Genomic DNA, 19,795 nt, shown 5'->3' with positions numbered 1-19,795 from the left:
CATGTCGCATGTATTGCCCGACCGGCTGTCGCCGGGCTCGCCCTATCCACTCGGGGCGAGCTGGGACGGACTCGGCGTCAACTTTGCGGTTTTCTCGGCCAATGCCCAGCGGATCGAGTTGTGCCTGTTCGATCCCACCGGTCGCAAGGAGATGAAGCGCTTCACGCTGCCCGAATGCACCGACGAGATCTGGCACGGCTACCTGCCTAACGCGCATCCCGGTACGGCCTATGGGTTTCGCGCGCATGGCCCTTACCAGCCGCAGAACGGGCATCGCTTCAACCCGCACAAGCTGTTGCTCGACCCGTACGCGCGCAAGCTCGTCGGACAGTTTCGCTGGTCGGATGCGCTCTTCAGTTACCGTGTGCATTCGAACCGGCTCGACCTGTCCATCGACCGGCGCGATTCGGCGCCGGCCATGCCGAAGTGCGTCGTGATCGACGAGGCCTTCGACTGGTCGCACGACACGCGGCCTAACGTGCCCTGGGGCGAAACGGTTCTCTACGAAGCCCACGTCCGCGGCGCGTCGATGCTGCGCCCCAATCTGCGCGCGCACGAACGTGGCACGTTTGCCGCGCTATCGTCGCCGGAGTTTATCGAGCATCTGCAGAAGCTCGGCGTCACCGCGGTCGAACTGTTACCGGTGCATGCGTTTCTGAACGACCGCTTCCTCGTGGAGCGCGGTCTGCGCAACTACTGGGGCTACAACACCGCGGCTTTCTTTGCGCCGGAGCCGTCGTATCTGAGCACGCATCGGCTCGACGAAATGCGCATCGCGGTTCGGCAACTGCATGCGGCAGGGATCGAAGTGATTCTCGACGTGGTCTACAACCACACATGCGAAGGCGGCGAAATGGGTCCGACCGTATCGTGGCGCGGCCTCGACAACGCCAGCTACTATCGTCTCGTGCCCGGCGACGAACGTCATCATATCAACGACACCGGCTGCGGCAACACGCTGAACCTGCCGCATCCACGCGTGCTGCAGATGGTGATGGATTCGCTGCGCTACTGGTCGACGGCGTTCAACATCGACGGCTTCCGTTTCGATCTCGGCGTGACGCTCGGCCGTGAACATAACGGCTTCGATCCCGGCTCCGGCTTTTTCGACGCCTTGCGCCAGGACCCGATCCTGTCGCAACGCAAGCTGATTTCCGAGCCTTGGGACATCGGCCCGGGTGGCTATCAGCTCGGCAATCATCCGCCCGGCTTCGCGGAGTGGAACGACCGCTTTCGCGATACCGTACGGCGCTTCTGGCGTGGCGACGCTGGCCTGCGGCCCGATCTTGCGGCGCGCCTCACCGGCTCCGCGGATCTGTTTAACCGCCGCTTCAGGAAACCGTGGGCCTCGGTGAATTTCGTCGCGTCGCACGACGGCTTCACGCTTGCCGACATCGTCGCGTACGAGCAAAAGCATAACGAAGCCAACGGCGAAAATAACAACGACGGCCACAACGAGAACTGCAGTTCGAACTGGGGTGTCGAAGGATCAAGCGACGATCCCGCGATTCTCGAAACCCGTGCACGGGTGGCCCGCTCGCTGATGGCGACGCTGTTCATGGCGCTCGGCACGCCAATGATGCTGGCCGGCGACGAATCCTGCCGCACCCAGCACGGCAATAACAATGCGTACTGCCAGGACAACGAACTATCATGGATCGATTGGGAACGCGCCGGGTCTGAAGAAGGTCGCAGAATGACCGAGTTCGTCTCGCGCGTAATTGCCTTGCGCAAGCAGCATCCGCTGCTGCGCGAGACGCGCTTCCTGTTCGGCGACCGTGAGGTGTTGCCCGGCCTGTACGACATCGGCTGGTTCGACGAACGCGGCTTTCCCTTGACCATCGAGGCCTGGCAGGACCCGGAAGGACGCGCGCTGACGCTGCGCCGCGCAGGTCCAGGACTCGACGGTGAAACGGAAGTATTGTTGATGATGCTGAACGCGTCCGGCGGCATGTTGCGTTTCGCGCCGCCCGCGCCGCATCTGGAATGGCACGTGCTGCTGGATACCGCAGACCCCGACGCGCCGCCTCGTCCGTTGGCGGCATCGGAAGTGGAAGTGGCCGGTCACGGTCTCGTCATGCTGGCCGCGCGGCCGGTGGGCGACGCAGACTGGCAGGCCGGCTGGCAAGCCGGGCCGCAGCACGGCCCGCGGCTCCTGACCGCGTTGCCGCCGGACCCGGGCACAGTCCTGCCCACCGACGGCGAATCGCACACGTAGGCTTGCCGGAACACAAGGCGGCGGAGCAAAACCGAATGGTGATGAATCATGTCCGAAAGTCCGATTGATCCTCATGCGCGTCATCATGCGCATTGCCTGCCGTTCGGCGCGCAGTTGCTAGGTGCGGCGAGCGCGAGACCACGCACGCGCTTTCGTTTTTGGGCGCCGTCGTGCCAGTCGGTGCAGGTGGAGATCGAAGGGCCGGCTGCGCCCGTCAAGCTCGAGATGACGCCGACCGGCAACGGCTGGTTCGAAGCCGAAGCCGATTGCGGCGCAGGCACGCTGTATCGCTACCGGCTCGACGGCGAACTGGCGGTGCCCGATCCCGCTTCGCGGTTTCAGCCGCAGGATGTACACGGCCCGAGCGAAGTGATCGATCCACGCGCCTATACGTGGCAACACGCGCACTGGCATGGCCGGCCCTGGGAAGAAACTGTGTTGTACGAATTGCATGTGGGCACGCTGGGCGGCTATGCGGGTGTCATGCAGCGTCTGCCCGCGCTCGCCGAACTGGGGGTGACCGCCATCGAACTGATGCCGTTGAACGATTTTCCCGGCCAGCGCAATTGGGGCTACGACGGCGTACTGCCGTATGCACCCGACTCATCCTATGGCCGCCCGGACGAACTGAAAGCACTGATCGATGCGGCCCACGGTCTCGGTCTGAACGTGTTCCTCGACGTGGTCTATAACCACTTCGGCCCGGACGGCAATTATCTGCATCAGTATGCGAAGCCGTTCTTTCGCGAAGGCACGCATACGCCTTGGGGTCCGGCCATCGACTTCGAGCGCACCGAGGTCCGCGATTTCTTCTGCGACAACGCGCTCTACTGGATCAACGAATATCGCTTCGACGGCCTGCGCTTCGATGCCGTGCATGCCATCGACAATCACGAATGGTTGCGCGAACTCTCGGACCATATTCGCGCCAAGGTGCGGCACGGGCGTCATGTGCATCTGGTCCTCGAAAACGAGCACAACACCGCCAACCTGCTCGAAACGCATTTCGACGCGCAGTGGAACGACGACGCGCACAACACCCTGCACGTGCTGCTGACCGGCGAGACGGAAGGCTACTATCACGCGTTCGCGGATGAGCCGATCCGCAAGCTGGTGCGGGTGCTCAGCGAAGGCTTTGTGTATCAGGGCGAGCCTTCGCCGATCCACGACGGTAAGCCGCGCGGCGAACCGAGCGGGCATGTGCCGCCCACCTCGTTCGTGATGTTTCTGCAGAACCACGATCAGATCGGCAATCGCGCATTCGGCGAGCGGCTGCGCAAGCTGTGCTCGCCGGATGCGCTGCGAGCTGCCACGGGTCTGTTGCTGCTCTCGCCGCAGATTCCGCTGCTGTTCATGGATGAAGAGTTCGGTTCCGATCAGCCGTTCCTGTTTTTCACCGACTACACCGGCGATCTCGCGGATGCGGTCCGCGAAGGACGCCGCCGCGAATTCGCGCGCTTCGCGTCCTTCAGCGACGAAAAGCGCCGCGCGCAGATTCCGGATCCGAATCATCCGCAGACCTTCGCCGCGTCGTCGCCGCCAACGGATACCGCCGCGCAACCCGACGCACAAGAACGGCTCGACTGGATGCACTTCTACAAATCCGCGCTGACGGTGCGGGCAAAGCTGATTACGCCGCGCCTCGCGCATGCGAAGGCATTGGGGGCAAGCGTGCTAGCCGCGCAGAACGGAAGTGACGCCAACGCGCTCATCGCGCGCTGGCAGCTCGACGATGGGGAAACGCTTGCCATCGCGCTGAACCTCGGCGACGCTGCCGTGCCGTTTGCGCAAACGGAGACGTTGATGCCCAAAGGCAAGATCGTCTTCGAAACCCCGCCACGCGTGCGGGACCATCTCGCCGGGCAGCAATTGCCGCCCTACGCCTTCATCGCGTGGTTGACCGGCGACGTCAGCGAGTATGCAAACACGCACGACGCGCGCAAGGTCATCGAACGGGAGTGGCACGCATGAACGCCACCCGACGCTCCGAGTCCATCAATAGCCTGGCCGCTCGCGCCGGTTTCGAAGTCGAATGGCAAGACGCGCATCACCTCATCCAGCAGGTTCCCGAAAGCACGCTCAGCGTGCTGCTCGAACGCATGGGACTGCCGTGCGGCAGCGCGGCCCAGATCCGCCAGAGCGCCGCCGCGCTCGAAGCGGAACTGTCCGGCCGCAAGCTGCCGCCGCTGATGACCGCCGAATGCGAGCGCGGCATCGCGCTGCCGGCGGCGGCGATCAGATCGGGCAGCCACTATAGGATCGAACTGGAAAGCGGTTCGCAGATCGACGGTCGCTTCACTGCGCCGAAAGGTGAAGCAGCGTTGCTGTCGCCTATCGACGAACCCGGTTATCACACGCTCTTTATCAATGACCACCGCATCACGCTCGCGGTGGCGCCCTCGCGCTGCTATACCGCCGCCGATGCGTGGCGGGCCATGCAGAACACGCCCGTGCCGCCGTTGTGGGGCATCGCCGCGCAACTCTATGGCTTGCGCCGCACGGGCGACGGCGGCATTGGCGACTACTCGGCGCTCGCGCAACTCGCTGTGGAAAGCGCGAAGCGCGGCGCGCATGCGCTCGCCGTCAGCCCGACCCATGCGATGTTCAGCGCCGAGCCGGAACGCTTTAGTCCGTATTCGCCGTCGTCGCGCTTGTGGCTCAATGTCACGCATATCGATCCGGCCGCCGTGTTCGGTGCGGAGGCGGCACGCGCCGCCATCGACGCTCATCAGGGCGCCGAAACATGGTCGCAGCTTGAACGTCTGACGCTGATCGACTGGCCGCAGGCCGTGCGGCTCAAGCTCAAGGTCCTGCGCACGCTCTTCGAGCAGTTCTGCATCCACGACCGCGCTCAGGACGCGCCCCGTGCGCTCGAATTCAACGCGTTCTGCGTGCAAGGCGGCCGCTCGCTTGAGGATCACGCGCGCTTCGAAGCATTGCAGGCGGTTCAGCTTGCCCAGGCGGAGCCGAACGGACATTGGCGCACCTGGCCCGAGGCGTTGCGCGATCCGCGTAGTGCGGAGGTCGAAGCGTTTGCGAACGCGCATCGGCACGAGGTCGAATTTCATCTGTTCCTGCAATGGCTCGCGGCCAAGGGACTCTCGCATGCCCAGCACGCGGCCCGCGATGCCGGCATGGCGGTGGGCTTGATCGCGGACCTCGCCGTCGGTTGCGATAGCGCCGGCAGTCACGCGTGGTCGTATCGCGACGACATGCTGCAAGGCGTGTCGGTCGGCGCGCCGCCGGATCTGTTCAATCAGGCCGGCCAGGCGTGGGGACTCACGACGTTCTCGCCGCGCGCCATGCGCAACCAGGGCTTCGTGGCCTTTATCGACATGCTGCGCGCCGCGTTTGCTCACGCCGGCGGCATCCGCATCGATCACATCCTCGGCCTGCGGCGCCTGTGGCTCGTACCCGAAGGCGAAAGCGCGCGCAATGGCGCCTATCTGCGCTACCCGCTCGAAGACATGCTGCGGCTGATTGCGCTCGAATCGTGGCGACACCGCTCGATTGTGATCGGCGAGGATCTTGGCACGGTGCCGCCCGGTTTCCGGGAACGGCTCGACGAACACGGCATTGCCGGTATTCGCGTGTTGTGGTTCGAAAACGGCGCGTCGGGCAAGGACTTCAAGATGCCGCGGGACTGGGACCGCAACGCAGTGGCGACCACCACCACGCACGATCTGCCCACCGTCACCGGATGGTGGCGTGGAACGGATATCGTGTGGCGCAATCAGATCGGACAGACCCTGCCGCGTGCCGACGGACGCGATCCCGTCGAAGTGGCGCAGGCCGAGCGTGCGAACGAACGCGCGGCGTTATGGGACGCGTTCCAGTGGGCCGGCGTCGCCGCACATGGCGTGCCCCCGCCGCCGATCGACAGCGCGCCGGTAGATGAAGCGCTCGCCTTCGTCGCCGCCACGCCCTCGCCGCTCGTCACGTATCCGCTCGAGGATCTCCTCGCGCTAGAAGACCAGCCGAATCTGCCGGGCTCGATCGACGAGCATCCGAACTGGCGGCGGCGCCTCGCACTGCCGATCGACGAACTGTTCGCCGAGCCCGCGTTCAGCGACCGCCTGCTCGCGGTCGAGCGCGCGCGCAGCGTCGGCGCCACTGCTGCTTCTGCATCCACTACCGCTTCTTCGGGGCCCGACACACCATGACCGTCCCGCGTTCTACCCTCAGGCTGCAGTTCCACAAGGGCTTCACGTTCGACGACGCCCTCGCGCACGTCGAGTACTTTGCTGCGCTCGGCGTGAGCCATCTGTACGCATCGCCGGTGACGACGGCCGAGCCGGGTTCGATGCACGGCTACGACACCGTCGACTACAGCCGGATCAGCGCGGAATGCGGCGGCGAAGCGGGACTCAAGCGGCTGGTCGAGAAACTGCACGAACGCGGCATGGGGCTGATTATCGACGTGGTGCCGAATCACATGGGCGTCGGCGGGTCGAGCAACGCGTGGTGGCTCGATATCCTCGAATGGGGACGCCATAGCGCATATGCACGGCACTTCGACATCGACTGGCATTCGCCCGATCCTGCCCTGCGCGGCAAAGTGCTGATGCCGTGCCTGGGCGCATCGTATGGAGACGAACTCGCCGCCGGCCGGATCGAACTGCGCTTCGCTGCGCAGACGGGGCACTTCTATGCGGCCTACGGACCGCACGTCGGCCCGGTGTGCCCGATCGATTACGCGGCGATCCTGCAAAGCGCCGAGCGCGCGGATCTCAGTGCGCTCGCCGAACGCTTCCAGGGACTCACCACGCAACCGGCCGACCAGCCGCGCGCCGCCGAAGGGCGCGAGTTGTTGCGCGAGTTCGTGGCGCAGAACGGCAGGTCGGCCGTCGACGCCGCGCTGGCCAACTATGCGCCCGGCGAATCCGTGACGCGCGACCGTTTGCATCGGCTGCTCGAGCGCCAGCATTTCAGGCTCGCGTGGTGGCGCACGGCGTCGGACGAAGTGAACTGGCGGCGCTTCTTCGACATCAGCACGCTGGCCGGCATCCGCGTCGAACGGCCCGAGGTGTTCGACGCCGTGCACGCGTTGCCGTTTCGCCTCTATACGGAAGGCCTGATCGACGGCGTGCGGATCGACCATGTGGACGGTCTCGCCGAACCACGCGAATATTGCCAGCGGCTGCGGCAACGCCTAAACGAGCTGCGCGACGGCGAGCCGTATATCGTGGTCGAAAAGATCCTCGCGCGCGGCGAGCCGTTGCGCGAGGACTGGCCGGTCCACGGCACCACCGGCTACGACTTCATGAACGACGTCGGCGCGCTGCTGCACGATCCGGCGGGCGCCGAACCGCTCGCCGCGACGTGGGCCGACCTGACCGGACGCAGCGCGCGCTTCGCCGATGAAGCGCTGGCCGCGCGGCGCAAGATTCTCGCGGAAAATCTCTCTGCGGAACTGGACCGCGCGGCGCGCGCCTTGCATCGGATTGCCCGCGATTCGATCACCACACGCGACTTCACCTTCACCGCGCTGCACCGCGTGCTGACCGAACTCGTCGTGCACTTTCCGGTGTATCGCATCTATCCGCAAAACGGCGTACGCACAGAGGCCGACAACGTCTATTTCAATCAGGCGCTAGCCGGCGCGAAGCAAGCGCTCTCGCCTGCCGATTACGCCGTGCTGGACCAGGTCGATGCCTGGTTGGGTAGCGGCACAGCCGAGGACGCCGCACTGGTTCGCCAGGGTTCCGCCGCCAACGCGCAGGCAGGCGCGAATGGTCAGCCGTTCAATCACGCGGGATCGTCTCGCCGCACGGCGCAGACGCTGTTTTCGCAATTGACCGCACCGGTGGCGGCGAAAGCGGTCGAGGACACAGCCTGCTATCGCTACGGCCGCCTGTTGTCGCGCAACGAGGTGGGTTCCGACCCAGGCGAATTCGCACTTTCGGTCGAGCAGTTTCACGCCACCAATCTCGAACGCGCACGCCGTTTTCCGCATGCGATGCTGGCGACCGCCACGCACGATCACAAGCGCGGTGAAGACGTGCGCGCACGGCTTGCCGTACTCAGCGAGATCGCGCATGACTGGAGCGCGACGCTGCGCGCATGGTCGACGCTGAACGCGCCGCAGCGCCGCGCGCTCGACGGCAGTCTGGCCGCACTCGATCACGACTGGGCGCCGGGCCCGGCAGCAGAGGCAATGCTGTATCAAACCCTGGTGGGCTGCTGGCCGCCCGAGCTCGCACCCGATGACGACGCCGGCGTCAAGGCACTCGCCGAACGGGTCGCGCAATGGCAGTTGAAGGCGCTGCGCGAAGCGAAGCTGCGCACGTCCTGGCTCGCACCCGACGAGACCCATGAGAAGGCCTGCCGCGACTTCCTGTTCGATATCCTCGCGCCGCAGCGGCGCGACGGTTTCCTGCACGCGCTATCCGCACTGGTCGCCCGGATCGGCCAGGCCGGCGCCATCAACAGCTTGCAGCAGACCGTGCTGCGACTCACGTCGCCGGGCGTCCCGGACCTGTACCAAGGCACCGAGTTGTGGGACTTCACTCTGGTGGATCCAGACAACCGGCGTCCGGTGGATTTTGCACAGCGTGCGGCATGGCTGGTCGAAACGCCGCCGTCGGACTTGCTGTCCGAGTGGCGCAATGGACGCGTGAAGCTGGCCGTCGTGCAGCGCTTGCTGGCGCTGCGCGCGCACTTGCCGGCGCTGCTGAGCGAGGGCACGTATTTGCCGCTGACCGTCAAGGGCAAGCATGCGGCACAGGTGGTCGCGTTTGCGCGCAGACATGCCAACGCGTGGGCCGTAATCATCGTGACGCATCTGGCGGCTGGACTGCTCGACGAGGGCAGCGACGTGCCGCTCGTCAATGCCGCGCAGTGGGAAGACACGGCGGTCGAGATGCCCGCCGAGCTGACCTCGCGCGCGCTGTTCGACTGGATGAGCACCGCCGCCCCCAAGGTCGAGGATGACGGTTCGCTCTTCCTGCGCGATGCGCTCGCGACGATGCCGGTGGCCGTGCTGGTGGAGGACGGCGTGCCGCGCGCTTGAGGCGCCGCGGCACCCGTTATCCCGAGATCAGGAAGCAGCGGCGCGCCGCTCGGTTGCACGCCGCGCCGCATCGGCCATTTGCTCGGCCACCCGCCGCGTGTCCCAGTACACCTGCCCTTGATACATGCGCTCGCCGCGGACATTGAAGCAGTCGACGCCCTGCCATGACAGCGCCTCGCCGCCCACACTCGCCGACGCGCGCCATTCGATCAGTACGGCATCGCCCGTCGGCGCCCACTGCAGCACCTCCACTTTCAGATCCGGCAATTGATTCAGCACTTGCCTGAAGTGCTCGACGACGCCTTCCCGATCCGCCGGCACGGTCATGGGCGGAATCAGATTGCGCGTGTCCGGGTGCATCAGGTCGCGCAGATCGTCTGCGACCGGATGGCTCCAGTGCTCGGCGAAACGGTTGACCACAGCGCGGGCACTCTGCCATTGCTCGTCCGAAGGCGGGACGTACTTCACGTCGGTATTCGTTGAACCAGTCATTGCAAATCTCCCGAAAGAGCGTCGGCTAACGACGCAGGTTTCATCCTTCACGACGACATACGCCATGAATTTCACATACACTGTGTATGTATACTACGATGCGAAGGTGAAAAGTCAAGCGCTGGATAGAAGCCCTATGGAAAACGTCGGTCCGTTCAAAACACGTCGCGAGGAATACGCCGACGCCACACGCGAAGCGCTGGTCGTCGCGGCTGGGGAATTGTTCACTTCGGAGGGATATCAGCAGGTCGGCATCGAGGCGATTGCCCGCAAGGCGCGCGTGACGCGCGGCGCCTTCTATCATCACTTCAGCGACAAGGCGGATCTATTCGATGCCCTGGTGGTGTCGCTACAGACTGCGGCTGCTGCTCGCGTGCGAGGCGTCGCCGGGGGCGCGCCGAAGGCGCAGCGCATCCGCGCCGGCATTCGCGAGTTCCTGGAGGTCTGCTCCGAGCCGGCCTACCGTCACCTCGTGATCGAGGCCGCGCCTGCCGTGCTCGGCGCCGCACGCTGCCGGGAGATCGAGGACGCGCATATTTACGGGCTCCTGATTGCGGGACTGTCGGGCGCTGGTCCGCAAGGCGAACCGGCCATCGCGAATCCCTACCTTGCGGCGCGGATGATCGGCCGCATGGTGTGCGAAGCGGCGCTGCTGCTTGACGATGCAGATGATCCGGCGGCGCTTAAGGCCGAGGCGCTGGCTATCGTCGAGCAGACCTTGACGACGCTGACCGCGGGCAAGCGCCGCACGTTCCGTGCCGCGACGGGGCGGACACGCGCGGCGTCCCGATGAAGTGAGTCTGTCGCGTGCAAACGCGCGGAGTCCGGGAAGGACACGCCTGCTTCATCGGAAGGTACTACGCTTTGCAAAATCCAGGTTGCCACTGAAACCACGGGAACGCCCATGCCTCTTGACTGGTTGAGTATCCGAACAGGCGACGCCGACTCACTGCACGGCGCGATAGTCGAACTATGCGGCTGGATCGTTCCGCTCGATCCCGTCGCCGACGAAGCCGATTACTTTGTGCTCGCAGCGGATGCCCCTTGCTGCGGCGGCTGCCTGCCGCGCAATCCGCTGTCGTGCGTGGAAGTGTTTGCCGCGTTGCCCTGCGCGCCACAGGAGCAGGCCGTCACCTTCAGAGGACGCCTGCAGCGCCTCACCGACGACCCCGCCGGCTGGCGCTATCAACTCGTCGACGCGCGTCCGCTCGACCTGCCGTCGGAACACGCGCCACGCAGCGCGAGTCGCCGCGCGTTCCTCGCGTCGGGTGCGGCGTTGGGCCTTGCGGCCTGTGCGCCTGGCCGCTTCGCGAGCTACACCGAAAAGCCGGACGCCGCCGCTCAGAACGCGGACGCAAAAACAGCGGACGCACAGACGCCGGCCGCGCACACATCCGACGACGCATCCACCTGGCGCACCGCCGGCACGCTTACCATGGACATGCACAGCCATGCCGGCCGGGTGATCGTCTCGCGCGACCCGGCCATTGGCGCCAATCGTCCGTTCCTTCCTCTCGCGGCGCCCATGCGCACGGGCGGCATGAACGTCATCTGCCTCGCGATCGTTACCGACACCACCGTCACGCACGTCACCGCCGATCGCAAGCGCATCGAGGCCTGGCGAACTCCTCAGGATGGCGAACTATATGCCCTGGGCCAGGCAGAATTCGTCCGCGTGCACGAGTTGATCCAACGCGAGCAGATGCAGGTGGTGACGAACGCGGCGTCGCTTGCCGCGAACAGCAAAACAGGACCTTGCGCGATTATTGCCTCCGAAGGCGCCGACTTTCTGGAAGGCCGGCTCGAGCGCGTCGACGAAGCGTATACGCAGCATCAACTGCGTCATCTGCAGCTCACCCACTATCGGGTCAACGAACTCGGCGATATCCAGACCGAGCCGCCCGTGCACGGCGGTCTCACCGACTTCGGCGCGGACGTGGTGCGCCGATGCAATCAGCTAGGCATCGTCGTGGACGTCGCGCATGGCACCTTTGACCTCGTCAAGCGCGCGGCGGACACCACCACCAAGCCGCTGATCCTGTCGCATACCGCCCTGGCGACGCATCCATCGGCGCGCAGCCGCTTGATCACACCGGATCATGCGCGGGTGATTGCCGGCACCGGCGGTGTGATCGGGGTGTGGCCAAGCTCCGGGACGTATCGCGACTTGCAGGGCATGGCCCATGGCATGCAGCGCATGGCGGACGTGGTCGGCGTCGAGCATGTCGGATTGGGCACGGACATGCTCGGCTTCATCAACCCGCCGGTGTTCCGCAGCTATGAGCAGTTGCCGGCATTAGCCGACGCGTTGTTGACCGCCGGCTTCAGCCAGGAAGAGGTGGGAATGATTCTGGGCGGCAACTACCGGCGCGTGTTCGAAGCCTCGGTGGGCTGACGGGCGAGTGGTCAGCGGTTCGCCGCTTACCGCCCGGCGGCCCACAACAGCGACAGTCCCGAGGACAGCATCAAACCGTCGACCACCAGCTTGAAGGTGCGCGGGCTCATGCGAACCACCACATAGCGCGCTGCAAACGAGCCCGCCATCAGTGCCGAGCCAGTGATCAGGCCATCGAACACCACATGCAACGGCAACGCGCCAAAGTGCTTGAACACAGCCACTTTAGTGCCGTACACCGCGAGCGACCCGGCCGCTTCCGTCGCGAGAAATGCGCCTTTCACGAGCCCGTACGACATGAACACCGGTACGGTGATCGGTCCGGTCGATACGACGATGCCGGTCAGGAAGCCCACCACGCCGCCAGTCAGCGCGAGATGCAGCAGCGAGAATTGAATCGAGCGGCGCGCCAGCCAGCGACGCGTGGGAACCATGGCGAGAAAGAAGAGACCGAGCGCGAGTTCGACCGCATGCGGCGGCAACGCGAGCAGCGTCCGCACACCCAGCGCCGCGCCGGGCACGGCCGTCGAACAATAGGCGGCACACGCGCGCCAGTCGACTTCACGCCACCATGCCAGGATCTTGCCCAGATTGCCCATGATTGCAGCGATCGCCATGATCGGCACGGCCTGTTGCGGGCCGAACAGCATCACGAGCACGGGCATCAGCAGCATGGACGAGCCTGTGCCGATCACGCCGCTCAGCATGCCTGCCACCAGCCCTACGCACAACACGAGCAGATATCCCACGGTGTCCCCAAATGGTGTTTTGGCAGACGATTTTAACCGGGCTCGGGAATGTGCGAGCAGCGGCGAGGAGAGCGCAGGCCAGGCATTGCCGCTCGCCCGCACCCTCAACGTCGATCAACCGCCCTCGTCATCGAAGTGCTTCGGATAGACCCGCACCAGCAGAATACGCGGCCCCTTCATCTTCTTGACGACGATATCGAAGCGGTCGAACTCGACCCGCTGCCCTTCGTTCGGCAGATCGTTGAGCGCCTGAATCACCAGCCCGCCCACCGATTCGGCCCGGCCTTCGTCAATGTCGATCCCCAGCGCCCGCTCCAGCGACACCACCGGCAAACTGCCCTTGCCCATCAAGGTGCCGTCGTCCATGCGGGTCCAGTCGGCATCGCCCTGGCGAAACTCGTCGTGGATCTGCCCGACCAGCGCGCCGAGCAGATTGTCGAGCGTGAGAAAGCCGATCGGCGCCGCGTTCTTGTGTCCGACGAGCGCCATATGCGGCGCGCCCTTGCGAAAGCGCCGGAACAGTTCCAGCGCGGGCATATCCGGCTTCACGTACTGGACCGGCCGCACATACTTCGAGAGATCGTCGAGCGTGCTGCCCGCCTGGCGCGCCAACAACAGGTCCTTCAGATGGATCATGCCGGCCACGCGCTCGCCCGCGGCATCCTCGAACAACGGATAGCGGCTGAAGCGGTGCCGTGCGACCACCTGCATGTTCTCGCGCAACGGCAAGTCGCGCCGCAGTCCGACCATCTCATAGGCCGGCCGCATCAGATCCGAGACCGTCATGCGCGAGAAATCCAGCGAGTGCGCGATGGTGTTCCATTCGTCCTGGCTATACGCGCCGTCCGCCACGCCGATGCCGCTCGCCACGTTGGCGTGGCGGCCGCGCAGGATGAGCTTGAGCTCTTCGGTGGAGTAATGCGCATCACCGCCGTGATCCGCCGTCAGGCCCGCCAGACGAAGGACGGCGTTCGCGCTGGTGTTCAGCAGCCAGATGGCCGGATACATCGCCCAGTAGAACCCGTAGAGCGGCGTGGCGGCCCACAGCGACACCTTCTCGGACTGACGAATGGCGAGCGACTTCGGCGCCAGCTCGCCCACCACGATATGCAGGAACGAGATGCACGAGAACGCGAAGAACAGCGAGACGCCGTGGATCACGTTCTCCGATTCGATGTTGAGCAGGCGGAACAGCGGCGTCAGCAGGTCCGCAAAAGCCGGCTCGCCGATCCAGCCCAGCCCTAGCGAGGCGAGCGTGATGCCGAGCTGGCAGGCGGACAGATAGGCATCGAGACGCCCGTGCACCTTCGCCAGCAGGCGGCCACGCATGCCGTGCTGCGCGGCAAGACTCTGCACCCGCGTCTGCCGCAGCTTCACCAGACCGAATTCGGCGGCAACGAAGAATCCATTGAGCGCGACGAGCAGCAACGCACCGATAAGGGCGACAACCTGAATCAAGAGAAAGGGCTCCGGCAACGAAAAGTTGTCAGTATAGAGTGCGAAAGCTACGTGAAAGTTTTATCGCGGCACAGGCGGCAGGATTGCCGCCGCCTGGCCCGTCGAGCCGCTTAGCGCCGTCGTCGAGCCGTCAGGCCGCGACGAGCGGGATGCGCAGCGCCAGCGTCGCGGCCTGGCCGTCCTGCATCTCGCCTTGCTCGAAGGAGCCGCCATGCGCTTCCGCGACGCGCTTGCACAGCGCCAGCACCCACGCAATCCGCCCCGCTTCGCGCGGCGCCCGCGCCTGGGTGCGCGCGAACGGTTCGAGCAGATGAGACACGGAGGCATCGTCAAATGCAGCCAGCGTCGGCTCATAGGAGACCACAGCGTGCCACGCGCTGGCGTCGGCGCCCGATGCGAGCGTGACCTTGGCGCCGTTCGCGCCGGCCTCCACCGCGAAGGTGAGCATCAGCCAGAGCGCTGCGGCGAGACGCTCGCGGTCGCCGTTGAACTGCTCGGTGGAAAGTTCCGATTCGAACGCGACCGACACACCGCGCGACCTCGCGAGTCCTGCGCGAACCTCGTCCACCGAATCCGAGAACAATGCCTGCAACGCGAACGGCTCGCGCACGAGCGCCAGCGTTTTGGTGCCGGCGCGGGTCGTATCGACAATCGACTCCAGCAGCTTGACCTGCTGATCCACGCCACTGCGGATGCCGACGATGGCGCGCTGCGCGGCCGGGTCGTTGGCGTCGAGTTTGCGCTCGAGCACGTAGGCCCAGCTATGGATCGCATTGAGCGGGCCGCGCAAATCGTGCGACACCAGGGAGAGCACGTGGTCGCGCATGAAGAGCGCGGCCTCCGCGCAAAGATGCGCGGTGCGTTCGGACAGGGAGACGCCGGAAGCGCCCTGCTGGCCGCTGCCAGATCCGGTGGAAGAGGTTGTCACGATCGAGGCCCTCTCAGGCAGTGCATGGGATTGGACGGAAGTGCCATTATAGGCACCCTCCTTCGTGAAGCAGGGCGCGTACCCGCCCAGTGCAAGTCTCTGCAAACTCACTTGCGCGTCCGAACGCTCGGCCAAACCCGGGTGATCTGGGCGGCACGCTGCCAACACGCCTACAATGTCGCTTTTTACGACCTGTATGAAGGAGCAACTCATGTCGACCGTGACTACCGAATCCGGCCTCAAATACGAAGACCTGACCGAAGGCACCGGCGCTGAAGCCGTCGCCGGCAAAACGGTCAGCGTCCACTACACGGGCTGGCTGACCGACGGCCAGAAGTTCGACTCGAGCAAGGACCGTAACGATCCGTTCGCCTTCGTATTGGGTGGCGGCATGGTCATCAAGGGCTGGGATGAAGGCGTGCAGGGCATGAAGGTGGGCGGCGTGCGCAAGCTGACGATCCCGCCGCAACTCGGCTACGGCGTGCGCGGCGCAGGCGGCGTGATTCCGCCGAATGCGACGCTCGTGTTCGAAGTCGAACTGCTCGACGTTTAAGCTTTTCAGACTGCCTGTGAGCCACGTCGCCGTCGCCGCTCCCAGCGTTTCGTTGCGCCGCTATGGCGCAATCGAGGCGTCGGATGTGCACGACTTTCATCAGGTCGTGCTGGGGCTCGACGGCGCAATGGAGATGAGCGTAGACGGGGTCGGTCAATTGATCGATGCCGGTTCGGCGTGGCTGATTCCCGCCGGCGCGCAGCACGACTACGCGGGGATCGGCGAGAACCGGCAACTCGTGCTGGATCTGCCTGCGACGTCACTCGCGGTGCCGGAACGTTTGTTCGACCGCGCGCGGGCTGTCTCAGTGGATGCGTCGTTGACGCAGCTCGTGCATAGCATTGCCGCCCGCGCGACGGGCGGCATGCAAGCCGGCGACGACCTCGCCGTGCGGCGTTTTCACTGGGATGCCGCCGCACGCCTGTGCGCGGCCATGCTGGCGGACGCCGGCACGACGCAATCCGCCGCGCTCGGCGGCGACGGCGCGCCTGGCGCCGGTCTTGACTTCGTGCGCATCGACCGCTGGCTGCGCACGCACCTCTCGGAGCCGCTGCGCATCGCCGATCTCGCCGCGCATTGCGGCTTCGGCATGCGGCGTTTCCATCAGTTGTTTATCGAAGCGTTCGGCGAGACGCCGCATCGCTATCTGCAGCGTCTGCGGCTCGATACCTCGATCACGCTGCTCGCCGATCCGCGGCGTTCGCTGACCGACATCGCGCTTGAAGTGGGCTTTGGCGATCAGAGCGCCTACACCCATGCGTTCACGCGGCGCTTCGGGCTAGCACCCGGTCAATGGCGCACCGTGCGCCATTGATGGAATCGCGGCTTAACCCGCCAGACCGCGCGCCAGATCGTTGCGGATATCGCCCGCATTCTCCAGCCCGACCGCCAGACGGATCAGCCCTTCCGTGATGCCCGCTGCCGCGCGCGCTTCCGGCGTGATGCGGCCGTGCGTCGTGGTGGCCGGATGGGTGATCGTCGTACGCGTATCGCCGAGGTTGCCGGTGATCGAGCAGATCCTGGTGCTGTCGATCACGCGCCATGCGTTGACGCGCTGCGCTTCCGGCGTATCGCCCTTCAGTTCGAACGACACGATCGCGCCGCCCGCTTTCTGCTGACGTTTGGCAATCTCGAACTGCGGGTGCGACTCCAGCCCCGGATAGAACACACGATTCACCGCCGGATGCGTTTCCAGCCAACGGGCGATTTCCAGCGCATTCTCCGACTGCTTTTCCACCCGCAGCGACAGCGTTTCCATGCCCTTGAGCAGCACCCAAGCGTTGAACGCGGACAGCGTCGGTCCGGCGCTGCGCACGAACGGGAACACCTTTTCCATGATGAATTTCTTCGACCCGACAAGCGCGCCGCCGAGCACGCGGCCCTGGCCGTCGAGGAACTTGGTGGCCGAATGCATCACGACGTCCGCGCCGAGCTTCAAAGGCTGCTGCAAGGCCGGGCTGCAGAAACAGTTGTCCACCACGAACAGCACGTTTGCGGCCTTCGCAATCTTGCCGATCGCTTCGATGTCGGCGATTTCGGTCAGCGGGTTCGACGGCGTTTCGAGGAAGAACATCTTCGTCTCGGGACGCACGGCGTTTTTCCACGCGTCGAGATCCGTCGGATCGACGAAGGTGGTCGTGATGCCGAACTTGCTGAAGATCTGCGAGAACATGCCGAGCGTCGAACCGAACAGGCTCTGCGAGCTGACGAGGTGGTCGCCCGCCTGCAGGGCCGACATCACCACCGACATGATCGCGGCCATGCCCGAAGCCGTCGCCATGCACGCCTCGCCGCCTTCGAGCGCGGCCAGACGGTCCTGGAACATCGTGACCGTGGGATTCGTGAAGCGCGAGTACGTGTAATAGTCCTCGGAGTTCTTGAAGCGTTCCGCGGCGTCGGCGGCGCTTGCAAACACAAAGCTCGACGTGAGGAAAATCGCTTCCGAATGCTCGTTGAAGTCGCTGCGCAGCGTGCCCGAGCGGACTGCGAGGGTGTCGAAGTTCAGGGATTCGTCCATGTTGGTTCTAGTTCCATTTTCCACGTGTCGTCACGTGTTGCCACGTTTTCCAGGCCGGCGCTTACCGCTCGACGTTCACCGTAAGGCTGCATGAACGTCAAACGCGCCGGCAACAAAAAAGCCCGCTTTGCGTCGGCATAAGCGGGCTTCATGTGCGGGGGAAAGCTGGAGCGGCGGCGGACGGTTGCTGCTTTTCTCCACCGTTCGCTTTAGCTGTTTTGGGTTGCCCCGCGTCCGCAAGCTGAGATCAAATCGACGCAAGCCATCATCCTAACATGCGTGGCGCGCTGCGTGCATGGCCGCTGCGCGCCGCTCTGCCGGTCAGGCGCCGACTTACTCCACCGACAACTGCAGGTGCAGTTGCGAACGGGCTGCACCGCCTTCCATCGCTTCGCTGGCCGCGTCGCGGTCCGATTGCGCCTGCGGCGCGAGACGGGCCGTTTCGATGCGGTCGAGGTACTCGGTGGTGACGTCGCCGGTGATGTAGTTGCCGTCGAAGCACGAAGCCTCGAATTCCTTCAGCGCCGGGTTGGTATCGCGCACAGCCTGCTTGAGTGCTTCGACGTCCTGGTACACGAGGTGATCCGCGCCGATCATGCGCGCGACTTCGTCATCCGTGCGGCCATGCGCGACGAGTTCGCCGCGCGTCGGCATGTCGATACCGTAGACGTTCGGGAATTTCACCGGCGGTGCGGCCGAAGCGAAGATGACCTTGTTCGCGCCGGCATCGCGCGCCATCTGCACGATTTCATGCGAGGTGGTGCCGCGCACGATCGAATCGTCCACGATCAGCACGTTCTTGCCCTTGAATTCGATCGCCATGGCGTTGAGCTTCTGGCGCACCGACTTCTTGCGCACCGCCTGGCCCGGCATGATGAAGGTGCGGCCGACGTAACGGTTCTTGAAGAAGCCTTCGCGATACTCGACGCCGAGCTTCTTGGCGACCTGCATCGCAGCGGGGCGCGACGAATCGGGAATCGGCATCACCACGTCGATCGGTACATCCGGCAGTTCGCGCTTGATCTTCTCGGCGAGGTAATCGCCCATGCGCAGACGCACGTTGTAGACCGGCACGCCGTCGAGCACCGAGTCCGGACGCGCGAGGTACACGAGTTCGAAAATGCACGGGTTCAGGCTGGCGTTCGGCGCGCACTGTTGCGAGTGCAGATTGCCTTCGACGTCGATGAACAGCGCTTCGCCCGGCGCCACGTCGCGCACGAATTCGAAGCCGATACCTTCAATCGCCACCGATTCCGAAGCCACGATCCACTCGACGCCATGCGCCGTTTCCTGCTTGCCGAGGCACAGCGGGCGAATACCGAACGGGTCGCGGAAGGCGAGCAAGCCGTAGCCGGCGATCAGCGAAACGATCGCATACGAGCCATGTACGCGGCGATGCACGCCCGAGACGGCCTTGAACACGGAGGCCGGATCGATTTGCAGGCCGGAGGTGGAGAGCTGCAGTTCGTGCGCGAGCACGTTGAGCAGCACTTCGGTATCGGAATTGGTGTTGATGTGGCGGCGATCGACGCGGAACATCTCGTCTTTCAGTTGCTGCCAGTTGGTCAGGTTGCCGTTGTGGGCGAGGATGATGCCGAACGGCGCGTTCACGTAGAACGGCTGGGCTTCCTCTTCGCTCGACGCGGAACCGGCCGTCGGGTAACGCACCTGGCCGATACCGCTGGTGCCGGGCAGGCTGCGCATGTTGCGCGTGCGGAACACGTCGCGCACCATGCCGTTGGCCTTATGCATGTGGAAATTGCTACCGTTCGCCGTCGCAATGCCGGCTGCGTCCTGACCGCGGTGCTGCAGGAGCAGCAGGCTGTCATAGATCAGCTGATTGACCGGGGATTGGGAAACTACGCCTACGATGCCGCACATGGCATGTCCTTCAAAGGTACGAAATTCATCACGGCGGCCGGTGCCGGGGAAGCATCCGGGTCGCGCCGATGTCCTGCGTGTTGCCCTGAACA

14 protein-coding genes are annotated in these 19,795 nt (G+C 64.9%); 8 read left to right on the top strand and 6 right to left on the bottom strand.

The features are described 5' to 3' along the window. Position 1 precedes the first annotated feature (1 nt). Genes glgX through treY form a run of 4 tightly spaced genes read left to right on the top strand, consistent with a single transcriptional unit; the run spans position 2 to position 9,230 of the window. Positions 2–2,218, top strand: coding sequence for a glycogen debranching protein GlgX (glgX, locus tag P3T42_RS35850; RefSeq protein ID WP_429308688.1), 2,217 nt, complete (start codon positions 2–4; stop codon positions 2,216–2,218). A 48-nt stretch (positions 2,219–2,266) separates the two neighbouring features. Beyond that, positions 2,267–4,189: a malto-oligosyltrehalose trehalohydrolase gene (gene treZ / locus P3T42_RS35845; protein WP_429308687.1), complete on the top strand. Its 1,923-nt coding sequence runs from the start codon at positions 2,267–2,269 to the stop codon at positions 4,187–4,189. Continuing rightward, positions 4,186–6,381 (top strand): 4-alpha-glucanotransferase, encoded by a 2,196-nt coding sequence (gene malQ / locus P3T42_RS35840; RefSeq protein WP_429308686.1) that lies wholly within the window; start codon positions 4,186–4,188, stop codon positions 6,379–6,381. Before treZ ends, malQ begins: the two co-directional genes overlap by 4 nt. Continuing rightward, entirely contained in the window at positions 6,378–9,230 is a 2,853-nt protein-coding gene (gene treY, locus P3T42_RS35835) for a malto-oligosyltrehalose synthase (protein ID WP_429308685.1), read from the top strand. Before malQ ends, treY begins: the two co-directional genes overlap by 4 nt. 27 nt (positions 9,231–9,257) lie before the next feature. Here the strand turns inward: treY and P3T42_RS35830 are convergent, their stop codons facing one another. Beyond that, the gene (locus tag P3T42_RS35830; protein ID WP_429308684.1) at positions 9,258–9,722 is read right to left on the bottom strand and encodes a nuclear transport factor 2 family protein; all 465 of its coding nucleotides are present in this window, start codon (positions 9,720–9,722) and stop codon (positions 9,258–9,260) included. A gap of 136 nt (positions 9,723–9,858) precedes the next feature. Between P3T42_RS35830 and P3T42_RS35825 the strand changes: the two genes are divergently transcribed. Next, positions 9,859–10,515, top strand: coding sequence for a TetR/AcrR family transcriptional regulator (locus tag P3T42_RS35825; RefSeq protein ID WP_429308683.1), 657 nt, complete (start codon positions 9,859–9,861; stop codon positions 10,513–10,515). Positions 10,516–10,626: 111 nt separating this feature from the next. Next, positions 10,627–12,117, top strand: coding sequence for a dipeptidase (locus P3T42_RS35820; RefSeq protein WP_429308682.1), 1,491 nt, complete (start codon positions 10,627–10,629; stop codon positions 12,115–12,117). Between the two features lie 26 nt (positions 12,118–12,143). Here P3T42_RS35820 and P3T42_RS35815 read toward each other — a convergent pair whose 3' ends face one another. The 3 genes from P3T42_RS35815 to P3T42_RS35805 all read right to left on the bottom strand — a co-directional run bounded on the left by P3T42_RS35815 (position 12,144) and on the right by P3T42_RS35805 (position 15,252). After that, positions 12,144–12,866, bottom strand: a complete 723-nt coding sequence (locus tag P3T42_RS35815; RefSeq protein WP_429308681.1) for a sulfite exporter TauE/SafE family protein — start codon at positions 12,864–12,866, stop codon at positions 12,144–12,146. 114 nt (positions 12,867–12,980) lie between these two features. Then, positions 12,981–14,324 (bottom strand): hemolysin family protein, encoded by a 1,344-nt coding sequence (locus P3T42_RS35810; RefSeq protein ID WP_429308680.1) that lies wholly within the window; start codon positions 14,322–14,324, stop codon positions 12,981–12,983. Between the two features lie 130 nt (positions 14,325–14,454). Then, a complete protein-coding gene (locus tag P3T42_RS35805) occupies positions 14,455–15,252 on the bottom strand; it encodes a sensor histidine kinase (protein WP_429308679.1) in 798 nt (265 codons plus the stop codon). A gap of 211 nt (positions 15,253–15,463) precedes the next feature. Between P3T42_RS35805 and P3T42_RS35800 the strand changes: the two genes are divergently transcribed. Beyond that, entirely contained in the window at positions 15,464–15,805 is a 342-nt protein-coding gene (locus P3T42_RS35800) for an FKBP-type peptidyl-prolyl cis-trans isomerase (RefSeq protein ID WP_074294094.1), read from the top strand. 16 nt (positions 15,806–15,821) lie between these two features. Then, on the top strand, positions 15,822–16,619 hold the full coding sequence (locus tag P3T42_RS35795) for a helix-turn-helix domain-containing protein (RefSeq protein ID WP_429308678.1): 798 nt from the start codon (positions 15,822–15,824) through the stop codon (positions 16,617–16,619). 12 nt (positions 16,620–16,631) lie between these two features. On the opposite strand, the gene P3T42_RS35790 is transcribed toward P3T42_RS35795, so the two are convergent. Then, positions 16,632–17,822 carry an O-succinylhomoserine sulfhydrylase gene (locus tag P3T42_RS35790; RefSeq protein ID WP_429308677.1) on the bottom strand — a complete coding sequence of 397 codons (1,191 nt, stop codon included), beginning with the start codon at positions 17,820–17,822 and terminating at the stop codon, positions 16,632–16,634. 333 nt (positions 17,823–18,155) lie between these two features. Next, positions 18,156–19,703, bottom strand: a complete 1,548-nt coding sequence (purF, locus tag P3T42_RS35785; protein WP_074294091.1) for an amidophosphoribosyltransferase — start codon at positions 19,701–19,703, stop codon at positions 18,156–18,158. Between the last annotated feature and the right edge of the window lie 92 nt (positions 19,704–19,795).

Origin of the sequence: Paraburkholderia sp. GAS38 (assembly GCF_050434965.1) — a bacterium.
GTDB classification, from domain to species: Bacteria; Pseudomonadota; Gammaproteobacteria; order Burkholderiales; family Burkholderiaceae; genus Paraburkholderia; species Paraburkholderia phenazinium_A.
Note: the sequence above shows the minus strand (reverse complement) of the source record. Positions and strands in the feature narration are given on the sequence as shown.

Bases quoted from the DNA above. Each gene is read 5' to 3' on its own strand.
- glgX (WP_429308688.1), top strand. From the start codon at position 2: ATGTCGCATGTATTGCCCGACCGGCTGTCGCCGGGCTCGCCCTATCCA.
- treZ (WP_429308687.1), top strand. From the start codon at position 2,267: ATGTCCGAAAGTCCGATTGATCCTCATGCGCGTCATCATGCGCATTGC.
- malQ (WP_429308686.1), top strand. From the start codon at position 4,186: ATGAACGCCACCCGACGCTCCGAGTCCATCAATAGCCTGGCCGCTCGC.
- treY (WP_429308685.1), top strand. From the start codon at position 6,378: ATGACCGTCCCGCGTTCTACCCTCAGGCTGCAGTTCCACAAGGGCTTC.
- P3T42_RS35830 (WP_429308684.1), bottom strand. From the start codon at position 9,722: ATGACTGGTTCAACGAATACCGACGTGAAGTACGTCCCGCCTTCGGAC.
- P3T42_RS35825 (WP_429308683.1), top strand. From the start codon at position 9,859: ATGGAAAACGTCGGTCCGTTCAAAACACGTCGCGAGGAATACGCCGAC.
- P3T42_RS35820 (WP_429308682.1), top strand. From the start codon at position 10,627: ATGCCTCTTGACTGGTTGAGTATCCGAACAGGCGACGCCGACTCACTG.
- P3T42_RS35800 (WP_074294094.1), top strand. From the start codon at position 15,464: ATGTCGACCGTGACTACCGAATCCGGCCTCAAATACGAAGACCTGACC.
- P3T42_RS35790 (WP_429308677.1), bottom strand. From the start codon at position 17,822: ATGGACGAATCCCTGAACTTCGACACCCTCGCAGTCCGCTCGGGCACG.
- purF (WP_074294091.1), bottom strand. From the start codon at position 19,703: ATGTGCGGCATCGTAGGCGTAGTTTCCCAATCCCCGGTCAATCAGCTG.